At 39.1% G+C, this 21,238-nt stretch carries 20 protein-coding genes; 13 read left to right on the top strand and 7 right to left on the bottom strand.

Features of this window, described 5'->3' with window-relative positions; translation table 11 throughout:
- Positions 1 to 66 precede the first annotated feature (66 nt).
- The 5 genes from M5F03_RS06275 to M5F03_RS06255 all read left to right on the top strand — a co-directional run bounded on the left by M5F03_RS06275 (position 67) and on the right by M5F03_RS06255 (position 5,439).
- Complete coding sequence (locus M5F03_RS06275; RefSeq protein ID WP_249707501.1) at positions 67 to 663, top strand: phosphatase PAP2 family protein; 597 nt, start codon at positions 67 to 69, stop codon at positions 661 to 663.
- A gap of 515 nt (positions 664 to 1,178) precedes the next feature.
- Positions 1,179 to 2,186, top strand: a complete 1,008-nt coding sequence (locus M5F03_RS06270) for an SDR family NAD(P)-dependent oxidoreductase (RefSeq protein WP_249707499.1) — start codon at positions 1,179 to 1,181, stop codon at positions 2,184 to 2,186.
- Positions 2,187 to 2,385: 199 nt separating this feature from the next.
- Positions 2,386 to 3,780: a class II fumarate hydratase gene (gene fumC, locus M5F03_RS06265; protein ID WP_180110934.1), complete on the top strand. Its 1,395-nt coding sequence runs from the start codon at positions 2,386 to 2,388 to the stop codon at positions 3,778 to 3,780.
- Positions 3,781 to 4,141: 361 nt separating this feature from the next.
- Positions 4,142 to 4,633 carry a hypothetical protein gene (locus M5F03_RS06260; RefSeq protein ID WP_111884342.1) on the top strand — a complete coding sequence of 164 codons (492 nt, stop codon included), beginning with the start codon at positions 4,142 to 4,144 and terminating at the stop codon, positions 4,631 to 4,633.
- A gap of 203 nt (positions 4,634 to 4,836) precedes the next feature.
- Positions 4,837 to 5,439 (top strand): nitroreductase family protein, encoded by a 603-nt coding sequence (locus M5F03_RS06255; RefSeq protein ID WP_249707497.1) that lies wholly within the window; start codon positions 4,837 to 4,839, stop codon positions 5,437 to 5,439.
- Positions 5,440 to 5,594: 155 nt separating this feature from the next.
- On the opposite strand, the gene M5F03_RS06250 is transcribed toward M5F03_RS06255, so the two are convergent.
- Positions 5,595 to 7,382 (bottom strand): acyl-CoA dehydrogenase, encoded by a 1,788-nt coding sequence (locus M5F03_RS06250; RefSeq protein WP_249707495.1) that lies wholly within the window; start codon positions 7,380 to 7,382, stop codon positions 5,595 to 5,597.
- Positions 7,383 to 7,504: 122 nt separating this feature from the next.
- Here M5F03_RS06250 and M5F03_RS06245 point away from each other — a divergent pair, with 122 nt between their 5' ends.
- Positions 7,505 to 8,491, top strand: a complete 987-nt coding sequence (locus M5F03_RS06245) for a GlxA family transcriptional regulator (protein ID WP_249707493.1) — start codon at positions 7,505 to 7,507, stop codon at positions 8,489 to 8,491.
- A 7-nt stretch (positions 8,492 to 8,498) separates the two neighbouring features.
- On the opposite strand, the gene M5F03_RS06240 is transcribed toward M5F03_RS06245, so the two are convergent.
- From M5F03_RS06240 to M5F03_RS06220, 5 genes are all read right to left on the bottom strand, one after another.
- Positions 8,499 to 9,698, bottom strand: a complete 1,200-nt coding sequence (locus tag M5F03_RS06240) for an MFS transporter (protein ID WP_372491127.1) — start codon at positions 9,696 to 9,698, stop codon at positions 8,499 to 8,501.
- Complete coding sequence (locus tag M5F03_RS06235) at positions 9,682 to 10,128, bottom strand: MarR family winged helix-turn-helix transcriptional regulator (RefSeq protein WP_249707489.1); 447 nt, start codon at positions 10,126 to 10,128, stop codon at positions 9,682 to 9,684. Before M5F03_RS06235 ends, M5F03_RS06240 begins: the two co-directional genes overlap by 17 nt.
- Positions 10,129 to 10,318: 190 nt before the next feature.
- On the bottom strand, positions 10,319 to 11,092 hold the full coding sequence (locus tag M5F03_RS06230; RefSeq protein ID WP_249707487.1) for a DUF805 domain-containing protein: 774 nt from the start codon (positions 11,090 to 11,092) through the stop codon (positions 10,319 to 10,321).
- A gap of 139 nt (positions 11,093 to 11,231) precedes the next feature.
- Positions 11,232 to 11,786 carry a thermonuclease family protein gene (locus tag M5F03_RS06225; protein ID WP_078190973.1) on the bottom strand — a complete coding sequence of 185 codons (555 nt, stop codon included), beginning with the start codon at positions 11,784 to 11,786 and terminating at the stop codon, positions 11,232 to 11,234.
- A 217-nt stretch (positions 11,787 to 12,003) separates the two neighbouring features.
- Entirely contained in the window at positions 12,004 to 12,921 is a 918-nt protein-coding gene (locus tag M5F03_RS06220; RefSeq protein ID WP_249707485.1) for a LysR family transcriptional regulator, read from the bottom strand.
- Positions 12,922 to 13,014: 93 nt separating this feature from the next.
- Between M5F03_RS06220 and M5F03_RS06215 the strand changes: the two genes are divergently transcribed.
- From M5F03_RS06215 to M5F03_RS06195, 5 genes are all read left to right on the top strand, one after another.
- Positions 13,015 to 14,256, top strand: coding sequence for an acyl-CoA dehydrogenase family protein (locus M5F03_RS06215; RefSeq protein ID WP_249707483.1), 1,242 nt, complete (start codon positions 13,015 to 13,017; stop codon positions 14,254 to 14,256).
- Between the two features lie 110 nt (positions 14,257 to 14,366).
- Positions 14,367 to 15,488, top strand: a complete 1,122-nt coding sequence (locus tag M5F03_RS06210; RefSeq protein WP_249707481.1) for a phosphotransferase family protein — start codon at positions 14,367 to 14,369, stop codon at positions 15,486 to 15,488.
- Positions 15,485 to 16,183, top strand: a complete 699-nt coding sequence (locus tag M5F03_RS06205; RefSeq protein WP_249707471.1) for a histidine phosphatase family protein — start codon at positions 15,485 to 15,487, stop codon at positions 16,181 to 16,183. The genes M5F03_RS06210 and M5F03_RS06205 overlap by 4 nt, the downstream gene beginning before the upstream one ends.
- Before the next feature lie 19 nt (positions 16,184 to 16,202).
- The gene (locus M5F03_RS06200) at positions 16,203 to 16,946 is read left to right on the top strand and encodes an SDR family oxidoreductase (RefSeq protein WP_078193819.1); all 744 of its coding nucleotides are present in this window, start codon (positions 16,203 to 16,205) and stop codon (positions 16,944 to 16,946) included.
- A 294-nt stretch (positions 16,947 to 17,240) separates the two neighbouring features.
- Positions 17,241 to 18,287: a fatty acid desaturase gene (locus tag M5F03_RS06195; RefSeq protein WP_180023621.1), complete on the top strand. Its 1,047-nt coding sequence runs from the start codon at positions 17,241 to 17,243 to the stop codon at positions 18,285 to 18,287.
- 64 nt (positions 18,288 to 18,351) lie between these two features.
- On the opposite strand, the gene M5F03_RS06190 is transcribed toward M5F03_RS06195, so the two are convergent.
- Complete coding sequence (locus M5F03_RS06190; RefSeq protein ID WP_249707461.1) at positions 18,352 to 19,716, bottom strand: alpha/beta hydrolase-fold protein; 1,365 nt, start codon at positions 19,714 to 19,716, stop codon at positions 18,352 to 18,354.
- 227 nt (positions 19,717 to 19,943) lie between these two features.
- On the opposite strand from M5F03_RS06190, the gene M5F03_RS06185 reads away from it, so the two are divergent.
- Together M5F03_RS06185 and M5F03_RS06180 are read left to right on the top strand one after the other, a co-directional pair.
- Positions 19,944 to 20,660 carry an SGNH/GDSL hydrolase family protein gene (locus M5F03_RS06185; RefSeq protein WP_249707459.1) on the top strand — a complete coding sequence of 239 codons (717 nt, stop codon included), beginning with the start codon at positions 19,944 to 19,946 and terminating at the stop codon, positions 20,658 to 20,660.
- Positions 20,661 to 20,699: 39 nt separating this feature from the next.
- Positions 20,700 to 21,238, top strand: a 539-nt coding sequence (locus M5F03_RS06180) for a uracil-DNA glycosylase family protein (protein ID WP_249707457.1), incomplete at its 3' end; no start/stop codon positions are given.

Here is a 21,238-nt window from a genome sequence, read left to right as displayed (position 1 = left end):
ATATGAATAAAACGCAATTTTTGATTTTACAGAGTGCTATGATCTTTTCATTTTTTAAACCAACTCATGAATATAGAGAAATTTAATTTAAGTTTATTTAATTCAATCAATGCTTCGGACAATGCTTTGGATTTCACCATTTCTTTCGCCATATTTATAGCCAATGATCTATTTTATATCGTGATTCTTTTGATGTTTTTGGCTTGGTTTAAAGGCAATTTTGACACCAAAAAACAAATCGTTAAAGCTACTGTGTTTACTATCGTCGCTTTTCTTATCAGCCAAGTGATTTCAAGTTTCTTTTACTATCCTAGACCCTTTGTCTTGGACGTTGGACGCACGATTATAGAACATTCACCGAATGGATCATTCCCGAGTGATCACATGCTGTTTTTTAGTACGATTGCATTTTCTTATATTTTTTCAAAGCAAAAAGCTGTCGGCTATGTATTTCTAGCTTTCGCTTTTCTTGTGGCGTGGTCGAGAGTCTATTTGGGTGTGCATTATCCAATGGATATGGCAGGCGCGTTGATCATTGCTGTTTTGCTTAATTTTGTTGGACTGTCTTTATGGCGAAAATATGGGTCATATTTGGTGAGCCTGATCTTAAAAGTTTACGAGTTCCTATTCTCAGCCATGATCAAAAAAGGCTATATCCGCTAAATTAAGTTCCTTAGATATTTGCGATTTCAAACTTTTGCTGCTGTTACAGTTACATTGGCAACATCTTGCCAGATGAATATTTCTGATGATTCATCTGGCATTCACATCCAGATCCTATACCTCAAAAAAATAGTCAGACTGCTCAATTCAATTTGCTCATTCGATAAGATCATCTCTAATATTTTGTTGCTGTGTAATATGTTTGCCGTGCGACTATTTTTAAATATCTTCTTCTAAACGCGTTCACTCAAATGCCACGAATAATTGTGATGTCTTCAAATTGGATCGCTAGCGAGGTCATTTGTCGTAAATCAAATACAGTTAATATCCATAACTGCAACACAGTCAAAATTCTAAAGCAGTAAGATAAAACTAGAATGCTCTTGCAGATTATTCGGCTCATGAAAAATGCTGAGGCGAAGTTTCAAAATTTAGATCTGTAGATAGTTGGTGACGACACCAAGATGATGCCAAAGATTTGTAAAAGCTTGATAACTATAAGGAGTATCTAAACAATGATTTTAGTGACTGGTGGTTTAGGCTTTATAGGCTCACATATAGTCTTGAGTTTAATGGCTCAAGGTCAAGAAGTCATTATTGTGGATAATTTATCCAATGCAAATTTACAAACACTTGAACGACTTGAATTTATTTCAGGCATGTATGTCCCTTTTGTCAAACTCGATATTCGCAATACTCCCGCACTCAATAAAGTATTTGAACAATATAACGTCGATGCTGTCATTCATACGGCAGGCTTTAAGTCATTGGAAGAATCCGTCCTTAAACCACTTGAATATTATAATGATAATGTCAGTTGTATCATGAGTTTGCTGCGTGCTATGCAGCGAACAGGTGTACGAACACTGATCCATTTATCAAGTTTAGCGGTATATGGACAGTCGTCGGCAGAATTAACAGAAGACACAGAAATCAATTTTACCTATCCAAATCCCTATGTGAAATCTCAACAAATGGTGGAAGAAATTATACGGGATACGGCACGTACTGATAATGAGTGGAAAATTGCGATTTTGCGTTTAGGAAACGTCGCAGGTGCATTCGAACATGCAGTTTTAGGTGAGTTTGTTGCGCCATTGCCAAAAAATATTGTGCCGCTTGCGATGCAAGTCGGGGCTTTACAACGAGACTTTATCGAACTTCGCAAACAAGCCAAAACTGAAGATGGTACTGTGGAACGGAGTTTCTTGCATGTACTCGACTGTTGTAAGGCGGTATGGCAATGTTTGCAATGGTTGTCACAGCAACAGTTTGCCTGTGAGGCCTTTAATATTTCAGGTGAGTTGGTTTCGATACAGCAACTATTAGATACGCTTTCAGAAGTGACACAGGCGGAGATTAAGACGGTCGAATCTACTTTTTATCCAAGCCATGAATATGACCAGCTTGGGGCAAGTACACAGAAAGCGAAAAGTACTTTTGATTGGCAGCCTGAACAAGATTTAAAGAAAATGCTAGAAGATGAATGGCGCTTCTATCAACAAACATTAAGAGGGAATTAACTCGTCTTGTATTGGGTAAATGTAATCGTCGTGCATGATTTTCTTTATAAAAACACGATAAAGATTATCAAATAAACCACTTATAATTGATAATGGTTATTATTTACAAATCTAGGCAAGTTACCTAAACTGTATTTATCAGCAGAGTTTAATTCTGCATAGACGTTCAAGTTTTATAGATAAGGATATGAGGTCATTTATGCAAACACGTATTGAACATGACACAATGGGCGATGTTGAAGTACCTAGCGATGCGATGTGGGGTGCACAAACACAGCGTAGTTTGCAAAACTTTAAAATTGGTGGTGAACGTTTACCACGTCCAATGATTCGTGCAATGGGTCTCGTGAAAAAATCAGCAGCGATTACTAACGCAGCATTGGGTCAAATCCCTCAGGAACTTTCTGGTTATATCGTCAATGCAGCCGAAGAAGTGATCTCAGGTCAATGGGATGCACAATTCCCACTGGTAGTTTGGCAAACTGGTTCTGGTACGCAAAGTAACATGAACTGTAATGAGGTAATTGCCAATATTGCCAATCAAAAACTGGGTAATCCGTTGGGCTCACAAAAACCTGTCCATCCCAATGATCATGTCAATCGTGCTCAATCGACCAACGATTCATTCCCAACTGCAATTCATGTGGCTGCAAGCCTACAAATCAATGAGCTTTTAATTCCTGCTGTAACGAAACTTCGTAATACCTTAGAAGCGAAATCTAAAGAATTTAAAGATATTGTTAAAATTGGCCGTACACATTTACAGGATGCAACGCCTTTAACATTAGGCCAAGAGTTTAGTGGCTATGTTTCACAGCTCGATCATGGTTTGAAGCGTTTAAATCAAGCTTTAGAAGGGCTGTATGAATTACCACTAGGCGGAACAGCGGTGGGTACAGGTCTCAACGCACATCCTGAATATGCTGTAAAAGCAGCAGCAGAACTTGCGAAGCAAACGGGTTTGCCATTTGTAACTGCACCCAATAAATTTGAAGCACTTGCAGGACGTGATGCTGCTGTATTTGCATCGGGGGCGTTAAAAACACTTGCTGTAAGTTTAAATAAAATCGCCAATGACGTGCGCTGGTTAGCCAGTGGCCCACGCTGTGGTTTTGGTGAGCTACGCATTCCAGAAAATGAACCAGGCTCAAGCATCATGCCTGGTAAGGTCAATCCAACTCAAAGTGAAGCCATGACAATGGTGGTTGCTCAAGTACTTGGAAATGATACAACTATTAATGTTGCGGGGGCATCGGGTAACTTTGAATTAAACGTGTTTATGCCTGTTATTGCCTTTAACTTATTGCAATCTATTCAACTCCTCGGCGATGCATGTAATAGTTTTAATGACCACTGTGCAGTAGGCATTGAGCCAAACCGTGAAAAAATCGACCATTTCTTACATGATTCATTAATGTTAGTTACGGCGCTCAACCCTGTAATTGGTTATGAAAATGCTGCAAAAGTTGCTAAAACTGCATATAAAGAAGGAAAAACTCTAAAGCAAGTTGCGGTAGAACTCGGTTTAGTCACTGCAGAGCAATTTGATGAAGTGGTTCGTCCTGAGCAAATGGTTTCACCCAATACCAAATAAATAGTTTTGAGATCATTCAATTAGAGTGTTTGAAAATAATTTGAGAGGCTGACTCAACTCAGCCTCTCTTTTTATTGGATAACTTTTTAATTATTTTTTATCGCTAAATACTGGCTAACACATATTTTTTTGAATCATAGTCATCTTGAAATGTATGTATATAAACAGGACTGTTTATTAAAAATAGGGCAACGAACAAAATGCAGCAAGGCCGGAGTATGAAGCGAGTAATTCATTGGATTGGGCTTTGAATTCATTGGCACACTTGTTAAAATGCCTTTCTTTTTCTGTTTTCGTTGCTATTTGACATTTGTTTGAATAAATATTTGCAAGACAGTGTTTTATTTAAGGATTTCCCCCAATGCTCACCATCTATTTGACAGATGTTCAAAAGAACGTTCAATTTAAAGACTATCCGGGCGAGCATCCTGTTAAATTTGTTTTGAATTTTAAAAAGATTTTCCCAAGTGTTATGGAGCTTTTGCTACCAGTTTTGCCTGAAAATGAAAATCTAGAAGAAATGAGCTGGGAATCAACAACGGCAGATTTTGAAAAATTCAAATTACTACTCAGTGGTTGGGGCGTAATCGAACTGCGTTTGAATGCTATTGCGCAATATAAAGACCGTGCTTATGCAGATAACTTGGTAAAAAAAGCACAGCAAAAGCGCAAAGAATATAAAAAAGCACAGTCAAAATTACAAACTGTTGAACTTGATTATTTATTCATGCACGAAGTTCATGGTTTGATTGATGCAGAGTTGGTTGAGTTAGGTGAAAAATTCTATCTACCGACTTTACGTGAGCTTTGGAAAAACAAAGTGTCAGCGAATGTGCTAGAAGCAAAATTCTAAACGTCAAAAAGTTAGTCGAAAAATCCTCCGCTTAGGAGGATTTTTTATATGTACAGCAGAACTTCAGATTTACTTCGACAAGTGACTGTTTCATAGTGACCCATCAAGCAAGAGAAGCATTCCAACATTTGGAAAGTCGCGATACTTATCATTCCAAATGTTTCTGAATCATCTGCACATTTTATTTTAAAGGACCATTTTATATGTCAAATCAGTTTATTGACCTGATTCGCAAACGTCGCACTATTTATGCTATTGGGGACAATGTAAGCCAAAGCACAGAATATTTAACTGATTTGATCCAAACAGCGATTAAACAAAGCCCATCTTCATTCAACTCACAATCTTCTCGTGCTGTTATTTTATTTAATGCTGAAAGCGAAAAATTTTGGGGCTTAGTCGCTGACAAATTAAAATCTTATGCGAAAGATGAAGAAAATGCTGCGAAGACGACGGTTAAAATGGCAAGTTTTGCAGCAGGTTTAGGTACAGTTCTGTTCTTTGAAGATTTGGATGTGGTCAGTGGCCTACAATCACAGTTTCCTTCTTATGCAGAAAACTTTCCGCTTTGGGCCGAACATTCAACTGCCATTGCCCAATTTGCGACTTGGACCGCATTGCATACCGAAGGTTTAGGCGCATCACTACAGCATTACAACCCAATTGTGGATGAACAAGTGCATGCTGAATGGGACATTCCTGCGCATTGGAAACTTCGTGCTCAATTGGTTTTTGGTTCAGTGGAAGGTGAAGCGAAAGAAAAAGGTTATATGGATGATGCTGCTCGTTTTAAAGTCTTCCAATAATTGCAGCGTATAGCACTCAATCCTGATAAAAAAGGAACGAAAACTAAGTTCCTTTTTTTTTGTAGTTTTTATTGAAATAGATAGGGTTGGACAAGATTTTCATCCGTGAAAATCTTGTCCAGATTAGCCCATTGAGGACTGAGCTAAACGGGTGGCTAGAACCAACTTTCTTGCATGTTGAGGCAAGTATCATCAAGTTCTAGCAATAACTTGGCTTGATGTTCTATTTCAGGTAATTCCCAGCGGATAAAATATTGCGCGGCTTGTAATTTACCGGCTAAGAATTGTTGATCTTCAGCTAAATCTGAATGTTCAAATTTCACAAGGGCTTGATTGGCCATTTCAAGCCATAGCCATGAAATGATGACTTTGCCCATCATGTCTAGATACAATGCAGAATTACCCAGCGCCTGATCGACACGACCTTGGGCGAGGACTTGTCCCAAACTTTGTGTGGTTTTCTTCACCGTGTTTAAATGCGCTGAAAAAATCGCTGCAAGCGCTTCCGTTTTTGGATGTTGAGCTTGATCAATCGTATTTTGCATACGTTGTAATAACAGCATCAAACCTTTGCTGTTGTGCTGCCAAAGCTTACGACCCAATAAATCCAAAGACTGAATCCCAAATGTACCTTCATGGATCGGATTTAAGCGATTGTCGCGATAGCATTGTTCAAGTGGATATTCACGGGTATAGCCCGCACCACCTAAAACTTGAATGGCTAAATCATTGGCTTTTGGTCCATAGGCGGAAGGGAATGATTTGACGACAGGGATAATCAAATCTAATAACAACGCGCTGTCTTCATTGTTAGCGGCTTGATGTTCATCAATTAAACGTGCAGCAAATAGGCATAATGCAAGTGCGCCTTCCACATAGGATTTTTGTGCCAAAAGCATCCGTTTAACATCTGTATGTTGAATAATATTGACAGGTTTAGCGGCAGGATTTTTATCTGATACTAAGCGACCTTGTGGACGGTTTTTGGCATATTCGAGTGACTCTAAATAGCCACGGTATCCAATCATGGCTGCACCTAAGCCGACACCGACTCGTGCTTCATTCATCATCTTAAACATATATTTAAGACCAGCACCTGCTTCACCAATCAGATAGCCAGTACATTGATCTTTTTCACCAAAGCTCAGCACAGTCGATGTTGTACCTCGGTAGCCCATTTTATGTAATAAGCCAGCCAGTTGAACGTCATTGGCGCCTGCAAGTGAACCATCGCTCAGGGTTTTAAACTTCGGAACAATAAATAGCGATATACCTTTCACGCCCTGAGGTGCATCTTGGATGCGAGCAAGGACCAAATGGACAATATTTTCAGTGATGTCTTGGTCACCTCCTGAAATAAACATCTTTTGGCCTTTGATGAGGTAAGTACCATCGGCTTGTGGTATGGCTTTTGTGGTCAAATCACCCAAAGATGAACCCACATCAGGTTCAGTCATGGCCATCGTTCCAGCAAAGCGACCACTGAACATATGCGGTACAAACCTATCTTTTTGTTCAGTCGTACCGAAAGCTTGAATTACATTTGCAGCCGCAGCGGTTAGAAATGAATAAGCCACTGACGATGGATTTGCTGACATGAAATAGGCATTAGCAGCCATGTTGATCAAAGTCGGAAGTTGCATACCGCCTGCATCATAATCATGCTGCGCACAAAGTAGGCCGGCATCTGCAAATTGCTTCCATGCCGTTTTGACTTCTGTAATAGTTTTAACCTGTTGACCATCAAACGTAGGTTCGTTTTGATCGGCTGTTGCGTTATGGGGTGCAAAAAAGTCTTGAGCAATACCTTGTGCAGTTTCTAGGATGCTTTTGAAGGTTTCAGCATCATGCTCAGCAAAACGTGGGTAATGCGTTAAGTCTTGCGCTTTAAACACGTCAAATAGCAAAAAATTTAAATCTTTGTCATTGATTAACTGCGCCATTGATCAATCTCTAATCGGGTCGAATTTTATGGCTTAAGCCTAGCAGTTGATTTTTAGATATAGAATTGTCAATAATGACACTTAATAAGTCAAAAATGACATTTTGATAATTTGAACTTTAAATGAAGAAAATCATAATTTTAGCATTTGATGGTGCTTTGGCTTCTGCGATTACTGGGGTTGTTGATCTCTTTGCAATGGCGGGAGTCAGTTGGAACCGGATTCAAAAACAAAATGTGCAGCGGCTATTTCAGGTTAAAATTGCCTCACAACATGGTCAAGCTGTGCAATGTATTAATGGCATCAAGCTTTATGCAGATTTAGCATTTTCTGAAATAACAGATGCAGATATCATCATTGTTCCAACGATAGGCGCGGCGATTTTAGATGTTTTAGCGCAAAATTCAGCGCTGATCGAGTTATTAAAAACTCGGCAATTGCAGAGCGGACTGATCGCAGGAAATTGTACGGGTAATTTTTTTCTGGCGGAAGCAGGGCTTTTAGATGGTAAGCAGGCAACGACGCATTGGGGCTTTCAGCAAATGTTTAGTGAACGCTATCCTTTGGTGAAACTGAATGCAGATCAGCTCATTAGCCATGATCAAAATATTTACTGTGCTGGAGGTGGCTTAGCATGGTTTGATTTGGGACTGCACCTAATCGAACGTTTTTATGGTTTTGAAACGGCAATCCATACGGCAAAATCATTTGTACTGGATTATCGTCGTGACAGTCAGTTGTCCTATTCATTATTGAAAATATCTAAACCGCATCAGGATGGTTTAGTGCAAAAAGTTCAAGATTGGTTGGAACAGCATTATCATGAAAATATAGTCTTAGATGAACTTGCGGCGCAGTTTAATGTGACAACGAGGACATTGATTCGACATTTTAAAGCGGCTTTGGATATTCCACCGAATCAATACTTACAATCGATACGGATTGAAGCTGCACGAAAGCGTTTAGAAGAAACGGGACATGCTTTAGATCTGATTATGCGAGATGTTGGCTATAGTGACCCAAGCTCATTTCGACGGTTATTTCAAAAAAAAACGGGGCTGAGCCCCTTAGAATATCGTCGACGTTTCAGCCGACGATTTGATGTTTAAATACAGTTTAAGCGGTTCGAACGGCATAACGACCATGTAAAATATAGTAGGCACCAATACATGCAAAGGCAGCAAATGCGCTATACAAATACAATTGTGAGTAGCCAATATGGTCGAGCAATTTACCGATAAAGTATGGTCCAAAGCCTAAGCCGGCATCCAAAAAGATAAAGAAAGTCGAAGTGGCAAAGCCCATACGTTCAAGCGGTGCACTTTTCACGGCAACTGTTTGGCAGACCGACTGAATATTGCCATAACCAAGTCCAAGTAAGCCGGCACAAAGTAAAAGCATCCATGAACTCTGTGTGATGCTGAGCAGTACCAATGCTACGCCCATAATCACAAAAGCAGGGTAGATCACAATATTTTCACCTTTACGATCCATCAACGGGCCTGTAAATGGGCGAGAAATTAAAATCGCAATGGCATACATCAAAAAGAAAAACGAGGCTGTTTCAGCCAAATCGATTTCTTTGGCATAGAAGTTAATGAAAGATAAAACACCTGAATAGCAGATTGAAGCGAAAAGCATGATGAATGATATCGGTAATGCTTTAGGTTCTACAAATTGAGCAATCCAACTCGGTTTTTTGACGGCTTCAACAGTATCGAAAGGTTTATTGATTTTGGGTAAATCGGGCACTTGAATCAGCAAAGCAACCAATAGGCAGCTCAATGCGATAATCGTAGAAACGATAAAAATCGCGTGATAACCAATGTGTAACATCATCCAAATGGCAAGAAATGGCCCAATAGCTGTACCTAAAGTACTACTCATGCTGTAGTAGCCAATGCCTTCACCGCGACGTGTCGCTGGTAAGATTTGGGCAATTAAGGTACCCAGCACTGTTGATGCCATACCCATCATAAAGCCATGCATAAAGCGTATGAAAAGCAACATGCCGACGCCAAACTGAATGAAGTAAAAACCAGAAAAGACTAAAAAGCCAATTAAACCAACGATCAGTGTCGTTTTACGTCCAAAGCGTTCTAGGAACTTGCCTACCAATAAACGCCCGACCAATGTGCCGACAATGAACAAGCCTGAAACTAGACCGGCTTGAGCAGTTGTCGCACCTAATTCAGCCACCGCATAGCCCACGATCACCACAACCAAGAGATAAAAGGTTAAAACCAATTGGAAGTTAATGGCGTTGACTAAAATAAAATTTCGAGTCCAAAGTGGTGCTTTATCGTGCATGATCATCACCTACAGTGTTTTGTTCAAGTTCTTGCATGACACGGTGTAAAATTTGAATGGAGCGTTGGATATCTTGGCTAGCTAATGGCGCGATCAGGCGCTGCTCAAAGGCATCTATGTCTTTTGCACATTGCTGAAATAACTCACGTCCAGTCTCGCTGAGCTTCATTTTCTTTTGACGTTTATCGTCAGTTTGTACGTGACTCAAAATATCCATCTGCGCAAGAATTTTGACACGCTTAGTGATGGATGGCTTGGATACGTTTAAATATTCAGCCATTTCAATAGATGTACAAGCGGTTTTTTCACGGATGACAAACATGACTTGCCAAAGCGAATAGTTCAATTGATAGGGCAATAAAATCGTGTTGATTTCATCACTTATGAGACGCGCACAGCGCAGAAGTGAAGAGCGGAAACCTAATGAGGTATTCATGATAGTTAACTAGGGTAACTAAATTATCGCAACTGTACGCCTAATTTATTTTCAATTCAAGTGAACAACTCAAAGCATAAAAAACAGGTATAAAAAAACCTGCGCGCACACAGGTTTTCTTGTATAACATTTCATTTAAAGCTTATCGTTCAATGCATATCGTTGAATTGATAACTTAAACAATGCGAGTTTATTCTACAGAAGCTTCTGCAGCAGCAATTGCAGCATCTTCTGCTGAGCTGTCTGCATTTTCTGAAATTTCTACACTTTCACCATCTGCATAAGCAAGTTCTTCACCTTCTGATTCAGCTTGCTCTAAATAAGCCGCAAGTTGTTCATCCGTTAATTCAGGTTCACTATCAGACATCATCGCTTGTTCTTGTAATTGCGCTTGTTCTAAATTGTTCATCATACTTTGCATATTGAACATCAATGGGATCATGACCAATAAATAAACAATCATCAAGATCAGATACAGTGACCCAATAACTTTCTCTGTTTGTTCCGTTGGACGCTTAATACCAAATTTATTTTCACCTTCGGTGCCTTTTGCAGCCATCACATAAATGCTAAAGATGGTACCGACCAGTGGGATGAGAAAAATTAAACAGAGCCAACCACTTTTATTTAGATCATGTAAACGACGAATCGTAATGCAGATCATTGCGACAAACATTGCAACGATGGAAACGACAATCAGAGCGATCGCACTGAGTCCTAAGAATGAATTAAAAAGTGCTTCAATACTACGTTCTGCTGAATTGAAAAATGCAAAAAGTCCCAGCGCGACGCTGATGCCTAATAGGCAGGTATAAATCATACTAATGATAAATAACCACGCTAAATAAGACAGGCGGCCAAAACGTCCTTCAGGAGACAGGGGATGATCGGCTTTTTGAATTTGAGGCTGAATATTTTGATCTTGTTGAAACGGATTCAATTCGCTTGAAGTAAGTTCAGTCATTATTATTCCAATTTTAATTATCTAATTTATTTTCTATGCCCAAAAGGGCAGCATTATTGTATAGCGAAGTAAAAAAAGGTCAAATATTAGACATGGCTAAGTCATCAAATATTCCTTTGCCATGCTGTAATGTGGTCTGTTATTTATGTAATTTACGATACTCTTTAGGGCGCATTGGACGACTGGCTTTCCACAAACCTTTCTTTTGTTTACGTGCTTTGCTTTGTAAATTCATCATATAGTTCAAATGCTTTTGGTCACGGATGTATTCTTCGTATACCCACGCAGCCCCACGTTTTACCATCTCTTCATTCATACATTTACGATAGCGATAAATGACCCCAACGCAGCGGCCATAACGGTCTACATCAGTGATTTTTACGCGAACAAATTTCTTGTAAACCATAGATTTGATCAGGCGTGCAGACTCTTTACCGTAGGCTTGTGTCGATTCTGGCGCATCAACATAAGCAAAGCGAAGTTTGGTTTTAGAACGTCTCAGATTCATCCGATAGCAGGTGAGGGTGTCGCCATCACTAATATCAGATACACGGCAGAGGTAAGACTTTCCTTTCTTAAAAGGTTGAAAAAAATCCTTTAAGAATATAGTGACTTTATAGAGAACATAGACTGTGATCAGGCACAATACTGCACCTAACGCCATGAGCCAATTCGCGGAGAGATTTGAAAGCATACACAATGATATGAACGAGCTCATATCGCATAAAAACAGGAATTTAGATTTTATAAGAACTCATGATTTATGGCTGTCGAATAAACCGACGGTCAGTTAAAAATACCTTAAATAATCAGCATTTGATCTATAAATATACAGCAAGTTTCATCACCCAGAATTCAATCTAAACCCATTTAAATAGCCTAAGCAAATTGATATACCATCATAAAATAGCCTAAGTAAAAATTTTAGAAATTTCGCTTCGCAAAAAAACATGCCGTGAATTTAATTCCAAATCATTATGCCAATACATCCCTAGTTTAATTTTCGGTAAGTAGACAGGTACATCAAAAATATTCAGTTCGGGAGCAACCTGTAAATGCGTCAAAATATTTTGTGGAATCGTCAATATTGCCTTGGGTTGCTGTGCCAAAATTTGTAGCGCAGTAGAGTAATGCTGACAGCGTAAAAAAATCTCTCTAGAGTGTTTTTTACGGTTTAAATAAATATCCTCGACTAATACTCCTGCACGTCGTGAAGAAACCCCAATGTGTGGTGCAGACAGGTAAATATGTTCATCCATCTTAGGATGTTGACTACAAACCACGAATTGATCTTCTACTAAAGTTTGAAAATTTATTTTTTCACCAAAGTTTTGCTCAAGGTCAATCGCAAAATCAATTTGCTGTGCAGCAAGGTCAGCCACAATGGTTTTGCGGTCTAATTTAATACTGGAAAATTGGATCTGAAACTGTTGCTGTTGAAAATGTTCAACTAACTTGGGAAAAATAATCGGTTCAATTTCATCATGTACCGCAATTTTTAAGCTCTGTACCATTGAAGGAGTAAATTGTTGTTTTTGGATAGAAATACTTTGAATCGCAATAAGCGCATTTTTAATTACAGGATAAATCTGCTCGGCAAATGGTGTCGGAAGCATTTTTGCCCCAGCACGTACAAATAAGTCATCTTGTAAATGTTGTCTTAAACGTTGAAGTGCATGACTCGCTGCAGACTGAGTAATACACAAAATTTTTGCAGCTTTTGAAATGCTTTTTTGTTCATAAATTGCGATATAAAGTGGATATAAATTGATATCCATACGGTGAAACACACCCATATCGATGACGGTGTTTTTATGAATACTATTCATGTTTATCTATTGAATTAAATCATTTTGTTCATATTAGATTTCAGGTTATGGTGTTGTAAAGCGTAAAGAACATAATATTTAAAGGATGTTGTCATGTTTGAACTTTCAGCACGTGCACAAGATTATATTGAAAGAACAAAAAAATTTATTAAAGATGAAATTGAGCCTGTAGAAACTGAGTTTTGGGCAGAAGTTCATGAGTTGAACCAAGGTGGTGATTGGACCAAATGGCAATGGCCAGCACAGTTAGAGGTTTTAAAGGATAAAGCCAAAGCTGCAGGCTTATGGAATATGTTCTTACCTTGTCCTGAACTTGGGCAAGGCTTATCTGTACAAGAATATGCACACATCGCAGAACTTTCAGGCCGTAGTTTACTTGCACCCACGGTATTCAATTGCAATGCACCAGACAGCGGCAATATGGAAGTGATTTGGCGCTATGGCACGGAACAACAAAAGCAGCAGTGGTTAACACCATTACTAGACGGCAAAATCCGTTCGGTGTTTTGTATGACAGAACCTGCTGTTGCTTCAAGTGATGCCACCAATATGGAAGCTACAGCTGTCGTTGAAGGCGACGAAATTGTGTTGAATGGACGTAAATGGTGGTCTTCAGGTTTAGGTGATCCAAATGCCAAAATTATTATTTTTATGGCACATACACCAGATGAAAGCAAAGACCGTCACCATCAGCATTCTATGGTTTTAGTTCCAGCAGATACGGATGGAGTCAAAATAGAACGTATGCTTCCGGTCTTTGGCGACTACGATGCACCACATGGACATGGTGAAATTAGCTTCACAAATGTGCGTGTTCCTGTTGCAAACTTTATTGGCGGTGGAGGTCAAGGTTTTGAAATTGCACAAGGTCGTTTAGGCCCAGGCCGTATTCATCATTGTATGCGTTGTATTGGTGCTGCTGAAAAATCGCTAGAACTGATGATTGACCGCGGTATGAGCCGTACTGCGTTTGGTAAAGAAATTTTAAAACTCGGTGGCAATTTAGAACGCGTAGCAGAAGCACGTGTTGCGATTGATCAGGCACGTTTACTGACCCTTTATGCAGCATATAAAATGGATAGTCTAGGGAATATGGCTGCATTAACCGAGATTTCTGCAATTAAAGTAGTTGCGCCGAGTGTCTTAGAAAAAGTTGTCGATATGGCGATTCAAATTCACGGTGGTGCTGGGGTTTCTCGAGATACACCGCTCACGGGTTTCTTTGCCCAAGCACGTTCACTGCGTCTAGCTGATGGCCCTGATGAAGTACATAAAGGCATGATTGCTAAATTAGAATTGGCGAAGCGCGGTTACAGCAGCCGTCGTAAAAAATAAACAAGTTGTAGTCACATATTTGGCATGGCAACCCCGAGTTGTCCATGCTATAAAACTATAGAAAATTATATTTTTATCATCATGATAGATTCAAGTTTAGGAAGAAAAGCATGTCAGTGATTGATGTAGGCGGTTCAGTTCGTGAGGGTGAAGAACTGGATGTACGTGCTGTAGGAAATTGGTTGATTGAACATGGCGTTGAAATAGAAGGGCCTGTAGAAGTCACTCAATATTCAGGTGGTGCATCAAATTGGACTTATCGCTTAAAATACGACAATGCTGATTTAATCTTACGTCGTCCACCGAAAGGCACCAAAGCCAAGTCTGCACATGATATGGCACGTGAATATAACGTACAGAAAGCATTATCTGAATTTTATCCTGTGCTCCCTGAAATGGTGGCACTATGTCAGGACGAATCAGTGATTGGCTGTGATTTCTACGTAATGAAGCGCGTAGAAGGCATCATTCCACGTGCAAACTTACCCAAAGAAATTAATTTTGATGAAACTCAAGTTCGAGCGTTATGTACCAACGTCATCAACAAATTAATTGAACTGCATCAAGTGCCTTATGAAGGTACCGCTTTAGAAAAAATAGGTAAGGGCGACGGATACTGTCGTCGTCAAGTGGAGGGTTGGGACGCACGCTATGAAAAAGCCAAAACCTTAAATGTTCCTTCTTTTAAATATGTCCGTAATTGGCTCAAAGACAATATTCCTGCTGACTCTAAAACCTGTGTAATTCATAACGATTGGCGTTTTGATAACGTGATTTTAGATCCAAATGATCCTACCCAAGTGATTGGCGTATTGGATTGGGAAATGGCAACGCTTGGTGATCCATTGATGGACTTAGGTTCGGCTTTGGCGTATTGGGTTGAAAGTGGCGATAACGCAATTTTTAAAGCCACACGCCGTCAGCCGACCAACTTGAAAGGCATGTTTAGCCGTAAAGAAGTTGTTGAATATTACTTAGAAAAAACTGGTCTACAAACAGACAACTGGACATTTTATGAAGTGTTCGGCATTTTCCGTTTAGCAGTAATTGCACAGCAAATTTATTACCGCTACTACCATAAACAAACCAATAATCCGGCATTTAAAGATTTTTGGATTGTGATCCATGCTTTGCATATTCGTGCCTTAAAACTTATCGGTTTGCAAAAACTTGAAGCCAATGACGTGGCACAAAAATATATTGAAAAAATGAAGGATATTTTAGGGAAATGACCACGATATATTTAATTCGGCACGGTCAGGCTTCTTTTGGCGCTGAAAGCTATGACAAGCTTTCTCCCAATGGTGAGCTACAGGCTAAGGTGCTGGGACAGTATTTTGACCGTATTTTAAAAGAAAGTCCTTATGTAGTTGCAGGCTCCATGCAACGTCATCAACAAACAGCCAATCTTGCATTGGCTGAATGCTTTCCAGAAGCACAAGTTGATACAGATAACGCATGGAATGAATTTTATCATCAGCAAGTTTTTGCTCAGTATGAACCTCGATTTAACCAGCCGCATTTATTAAAAGAAGATGTATCTAAGCATGAAAACCCGCGTGCTTATTTATCCAAAATTTTTGAAGGTGCCATTGAGCGTTGGACAGGCGGAGAATTTCATCATGAATACGATGAATCTTGGCCACATTTTAAAAATCGAGTCGAAACAGCGCTAGAAAAGTTATGCACTCAACTGGCTGAAACCAAACCGCGTTATGCCGTTGTGTTTAGTTCAGGTGGAGTGATCTCGGTTGCCGTAGGTAAAATTTTAGGGCTGAGTCCTGAAAAAACATTTGCACTTAATTGGGCCATTGCCAATACCAGTATGACAACACTGCGTTTGGTTGGAAATGAACCGCAATTACTCAGTTTAAATGAACATCATTTTATAAAAGCAGTTGATCCAAATTTATTAACTTGGATCTAAGATAAACAAAGGAATTATCATGGCTAAAACAATTTTAATTACAGGTGCAAGCTCAGGGATTGGTGCAGGAATGGCACGCGAGTTTGCACAAAAAGGCTACAACTTAGCCATTTGCGCACGTCGTTTAGAGCGTCTAGAAACGCTAAAAAATGAACTAGAAAGCCAATATGGCATCAAAGTGATTGCGAAAACCCTCGATGTCACAAATTACGATCAAGTGTTTGAAGTATTCCGTGCCTTTAAAGCAGATTTTGGCAGTATTGATCGTGTTATTGTCAACGCAGGTGTCGGTGAAGGTCGTCGTATTGGTAAAGGCAATTTTGAAATTAACCGTGCCACAGTTGAAACTAACTTTATCTCTGCATTAGCGCAATGTGAAGCTGCGGTTGAAATTTTCCGTAGCCAAAATGCAGGGCATTTGGTGGTGATTTCTTCGATGAGTGCTATGCGCGGCATGCCTAAACATTTAACGGCTTATGGTGCGAGTAAAGCAGGCGTTGCTGCTCTAGCTGAAGGTATTCGTGCAGAGCTGATTGATACCCCAATTAAAGTGACGACTATTTTCCCTGGTTATATTCGTACGGAGATCAATGAAGGTGCGAAAAAACTACCATTTGAAGTCGATGAAAAAACTGGTTCACATCTTTTAGCAAAAGCCATTGAGAAAGCACCAGTTAAAGCTTATGTACCACAATGGCCGTGGTTGCCTTTAGGTCTTGCGATGAAAGTATTGCCGTTGAAGATCGTGAATAAATTAGGTTAATTCTTTATATAATAAAAAAGCTCCAATATTGGGGCTTTTTTATTCTCAAATGATATTCGCCATCCTCTGTAGGTTAAAAAGGAATACATAAAACCTGTGATGAAAAGACATTAAAAGCAACCGATTTTGCAAAGAAAAAATGGAGTAAATACTCAGATTATTTATAAATAAGATATTGAAAATAAATAAAATGTTGAATATTTGAACAGACGATGATTTGTTCTCAAAATAGCGATTTCCTTTTTTTTAATTTGCTTTAATGTACAACTGTTCATTAATTTTTAGGTTTGTACTATGTCTATGTCTTCCGATATGACAGATCAACAGCGAATTAACAAAGTCAGAACTGTCGTAACGAAAGCTGGTGAAGACTTACGTCAGCAATATCCCATTTTAAAACATCAAAACTTTATAGGCGCAGCCATCCTTATTTTTGCGCTACTGGGAATGTTGGGTTCAGCTTGGGCGTTTGCTGTTGGCATTTTACCGGCATGGGCTTGTGTGATTTTAGTGGCGATGTTTGCTTCACTGACACATGAATTAGAACATGACCTGATTCATTATATGTATTTTAAAAAGACGCCGTGGGCTCACCATCTCATGTTGGCCTTGGTTTGGTTAGCACGTCCGAATACTATTAGTCCTTGGGCACGTCGTCGTTTGCACCTCAATCATCATAAGTATTCAGGTTCAGAATACGACTTGGAAGAACGGGGCATTAGTAATGGCATGCCGTGGGGTTTACGTCGTATATTGGTCATTAGCGATCAATTGATGACGGTTTATTTGCGCCCATTTCAAATGTTCAAGATGATTAGGACATTCATTGAAAAACAACCTGAAAAAGAACGTAAAACGGCATTGTTCTCTCAATTGACTGGATTTTTCCCTTTAAGTTTTGTTTATTACGGCATTTGGTATGTATTTGTCATTTATCATGTGGTGAATGGTATTGCTCCAATGTTAGGACAAAGTATTAGTTGGTCAGTCAATTTAGTGAAATTAATTCCAACGATTAATTTTTTAGCTGTGATTTGGATTATTCCGAACTTTATACGTTCTTTCTGCTTACAATTTATCAGCTCAAATATGCATTATTATGGTGATATTGACCCACGCGATGTCATTAAACAAACTCAGGTGTTAAATCCGTGGTGGTTGTTCCCAATGCAATTATTTTGCTTTAACTTTGGTTCGACCCATGCCATCCACCATTTTGTGGTCAAAGAGCCGTTTTATATTCGTCATCTAACCGCAAAAACTGCACACCAAGTCATGCGTGAGGTTGGTGTACGTTTCAATGATTTTGGAACCTTTAAACGCATAAATCGCTGGAATTAAATCAGTAATAGCTTCAAAAAAAGCCCTCAATTGAGGGCTTTTTTATGATCTAAACTTTTATAAATTACTTGTGTGCAAAAAAATGCTTGAGCGCATCTTGCAAGGCAACTTGCCATACCGCGTAGGAATGTCCGCCGATATATGATTGGTAATGCACATCATGACCTTTATTTTTTAAATCGGCTGCAACAATAGGTGAAGTCTCTAAAATACTCAGTTCATTATTATTTCGAGAGCTTTCATAACTATTGGCAGTAATAAACCAATGCTGTTTAGGTTGTGAGGTTTTATCACGAATGATTTTACTCATGCCATTAGGGAGGTCTGTCGGCGCATTTTGCCACCAAAATGATCCAGATAACGGTACGACATGACTAATTTGATTTGGATTTTCTAAGGCTAAATAAGCTGAACTTAAACCGCCAAGACTTGACCCAAGTAGTACCGTTTTCTTCGAATCGACTTTTGCAGGTGCATTTTTTTGAATCCAAGGCATCAGTTCATCACTAAAAAAAGCTGAAAATTTTGCATTGGGTGTTAATTCTTTCGGTCGTTCCTGATCGTTCGGTGGAGAAACAAATATGACTTGAATTGGCGATAACTGACCTTGCTCAACTAATATATCTAATGCCTTTGGAACATTCAGCAACTCGTTATATTGCTGACCATCAAAAAATATAGCGGTGATATAGCTTTGATTTTTCTTAGCTTTAGATTGGTAAATTTGGATTTTACGTGAGTTATTCAAAATTTTGCTGTCTAAAGCAAACTCTTGTAATTGGGGCGGGTTCACATTTGGATATTGTTTTGGATCAATAAAAGGCGGGGCATCTTTAAGCGCCACTAAATTTTCATTACGCAAGCCTGATGTGTCATCACTTGCGAGATAAGTGTTTTTGTTGAAAGGATCAATGCGTTGTACTTGTATCACAGCACGACGCTGCGTTCTTGATTCTTTAAGTTTAGGATTCAGATGCGGACAATAATTTGACAGATAACCTTCTAAGTTCGGTAAGTCGACAGCAAAGCTATAACTGCCAATATAACGATGATCAATGATGGATTCTTTAAACCAAATATCGGTATTTGGTAGGCGTGTTAACCATTCATGGTCATTACTCGGGCCACCAATAAGGCGTACATTATGCTGCGCACCTTTCCATAAGAAAACTATGCGGCTATGTTGTTCATCATAGTTTTCAATGATTGGTGTACCTATAAGCTCTACACGCTTCCAAAAATCTTCAAGAATTTGAGCATGTTGTTTTGGATTTTGATTTAACTGATGTTGTAGGTTTAATAATATTTGGCTTCGCGCTTTGACATCTTCACATGCAGCAGCATAGGGGAAATGTTTTTTTTCTGTTGTATCGGTTAAAGCGGGTAAGTTTTGAGTTTGGGCAAAAGCAGAAGAAACAGCAACGCTCATAGAGCAAGTTAAAAAAAGTGGGGAAAGTTTTTTCATTGAAATAATAAAATAGGTAGAATGAAATCAGATAAATGATAATCATTATTAATATAAAAAACTAGCAATATGCCGCAGAATGGTGCTTTTAAAAAAAGAAAATGTAGAAAAATAACAATAGAGTCAATGCTTTGTTTTTTAAACTAATTAAAATAATGCAGTCGACAAGCTCTCAATCATTGCTAAATATTATGCTACTCAAAGTATCAACACTGCTGCTGTTACCTGCATTACTGATCCAAGGTTACCGTGTGAAAAAAAATACCCCACGTTTAGCAGAACCGATGGGAGAACGTTGTGGGATGAGTGGTCAGGGTAATAGACCATTATCGCTATTAATACTAGGTGATTCAGCAGCAGCAGGTGTCGGCGTCGAGCATCAGTCGGATGCGCTATTAGGACAATTGCTTAAAATTTTATCGCCTGATTATCAAGTTCACTTTTGCCTTGAAGCCACAACGGGGCATAATAGCCAGCAAATCATCAATGCTTTGGACAATGTCACTACGCAGAACTTTGATGTCGTGATCAGCTCTGTTGGAGTAAATGATGTTACAACATTAAAACAGCCAGAGCAGTGGTTGAAGCTCCAGCAGCGTTTATATCAAGCTGTCGAGGAAAAGTTTCATCCACAGCTATTGATCATTTCAGGTGTGCCACCAATGGATGCGTTTCCAGCTTTACCATTTCCATTGTCATGGTTGTTTGGACAATATTCGCAAAAGATGAATGCGATTTTAAAAAATTATGTTAATACTCAAGCGAATATGAGATTAATTCAATACGATTTACACGAGTATCGTGAGAAAAATTTACAAATGGCCAAAGACGGCTTTCACCCGAGTAAAGAAATTTATCAGTTATGGGCTGAAAAAATAGCAAAACACATCACTGAACAATTTTCATAGACATTTTATGATTCAACCACTGGGCGAAGTTAAATTTACATGAGCAAAGACATTTCCGACGCGAGTCCGCAAATCGAAACGCATCCTTTAGCGCCATTTTTGCCATCAAATGGGAAACTCTTGATGCTAGGGAGTTTTCCGCCACCCAAAACACGTTGGAAAATGGATTTTTACTATCCAAATTTCCAAAATGACATGTGGAAAATCTTTGGCCTATGTTTTTTTCAGGATAAAAATCATTTTCTCAATCTAGAGGGCAAAACTTTTAAAGAACAGCTCATTCGAGATTTTTTAAATGAAACAGGCATAGGCATTTTTGATACGGCCTATCAAGTGATTCGTTTGAAAGGCAATGCATCAGACAAGTTTTTACATATCTATCAGCCAACCGACATTGCGAAGCTGCTTACACAGATGCCGAATTGCCACAGTATTATGACGACGGGAGACAAAGCGACTGATACTTTGATGCTCTCGATGCCAGAAAATACGGAAAAACCACACATTGGGCATGCTGTTCGTACCGAATTTACAGGCAGAGATTTGACTTTATACCGTATGCCGTCTTCATCTAGGAC

It is taken from the genome of Acinetobacter amyesii (assembly GCF_023499985.1).
GTDB classification, from domain to species: Bacteria; Pseudomonadota; Gammaproteobacteria; order Pseudomonadales; family Moraxellaceae; genus Acinetobacter; species Acinetobacter amyesii.
The sequence above is the reverse complement of the archived record's forward strand: the minus strand, read 5'-3'. Positions and strand labels throughout refer to the sequence as shown.

Coding starts and splice junctions, on each gene's coding strand:
- M5F03_RS06225 (WP_078190973.1), bottom strand. CDS start 11,786: ATGCTTTCAAATCTCTCCGCGAATTGGCTCATGGCGTTAGGTGCAGTA.
- M5F03_RS06190 (WP_249707461.1), bottom strand. CDS start 19,716: ATGAGCGTTGCTGTTTCTTCTGCTTTTGCCCAAACTCAAAACTTACCC.
- M5F03_RS06255 (WP_249707497.1), top strand. CDS start 4,837: ATGTCAAATCAGTTTATTGACCTGATTCGCAAACGTCGCACTATTTAT.
- M5F03_RS06215 (WP_249707483.1), top strand. CDS start 13,015: ATGTTTGAACTTTCAGCACGTGCACAAGATTATATTGAAAGAACAAAA.
- M5F03_RS06195 (WP_180023621.1), top strand. CDS start 17,241: ATGTCTATGTCTTCCGATATGACAGATCAACAGCGAATTAACAAAGTC.
- M5F03_RS06260 (WP_111884342.1), top strand. CDS start 4,142: ATGCTCACCATCTATTTGACAGATGTTCAAAAGAACGTTCAATTTAAA.
- M5F03_RS06270 (WP_249707499.1), top strand. CDS start 1,179: ATGATTTTAGTGACTGGTGGTTTAGGCTTTATAGGCTCACATATAGTC.
- M5F03_RS06220 (WP_249707485.1), bottom strand. CDS start 12,921: ATGAATAGTATTCATAAAAACACCGTCATCGATATGGGTGTGTTTCAC.
- M5F03_RS06230 (WP_249707487.1), bottom strand. CDS start 11,092: ATGACTGAACTTACTTCAAGCGAATTGAATCCGTTTCAACAAGATCAA.
- M5F03_RS06235 (WP_249707489.1), bottom strand. CDS start 10,128: ATGAATACCTCATTAGGTTTCCGCTCTTCACTTCTGCGCTGTGCGCGT.
- M5F03_RS06200 (WP_078193819.1), top strand. CDS start 16,203: ATGGCTAAAACAATTTTAATTACAGGTGCAAGCTCAGGGATTGGTGCA.
- M5F03_RS06240 (WP_372491127.1), bottom strand. CDS start 9,698: ATGATCATGCACGATAAAGCACCACTTTGGACTCGAAATTTTATTTTA.
- M5F03_RS06275 (WP_249707501.1), top strand. CDS start 67: ATGAATATAGAGAAATTTAATTTAAGTTTATTTAATTCAATCAATGCT.
- M5F03_RS06205 (WP_249707471.1), top strand. CDS start 15,485: ATGACCACGATATATTTAATTCGGCACGGTCAGGCTTCTTTTGGCGCT.
- M5F03_RS06245 (WP_249707493.1), top strand. CDS start 7,505: ATGAAGAAAATCATAATTTTAGCATTTGATGGTGCTTTGGCTTCTGCG.
- fumC (WP_180110934.1), top strand. CDS start 2,386: ATGCAAACACGTATTGAACATGACACAATGGGCGATGTTGAAGTACCT.
- M5F03_RS06250 (WP_249707495.1), bottom strand. CDS start 7,382: ATGGCGCAGTTAATCAATGACAAAGATTTAAATTTTTTGCTATTTGAC.
- M5F03_RS06185 (WP_249707459.1), top strand. CDS start 19,944: ATGCTACTCAAAGTATCAACACTGCTGCTGTTACCTGCATTACTGATC.
- M5F03_RS06210 (WP_249707481.1), top strand. CDS start 14,367: ATGTCAGTGATTGATGTAGGCGGTTCAGTTCGTGAGGGTGAAGAACTG.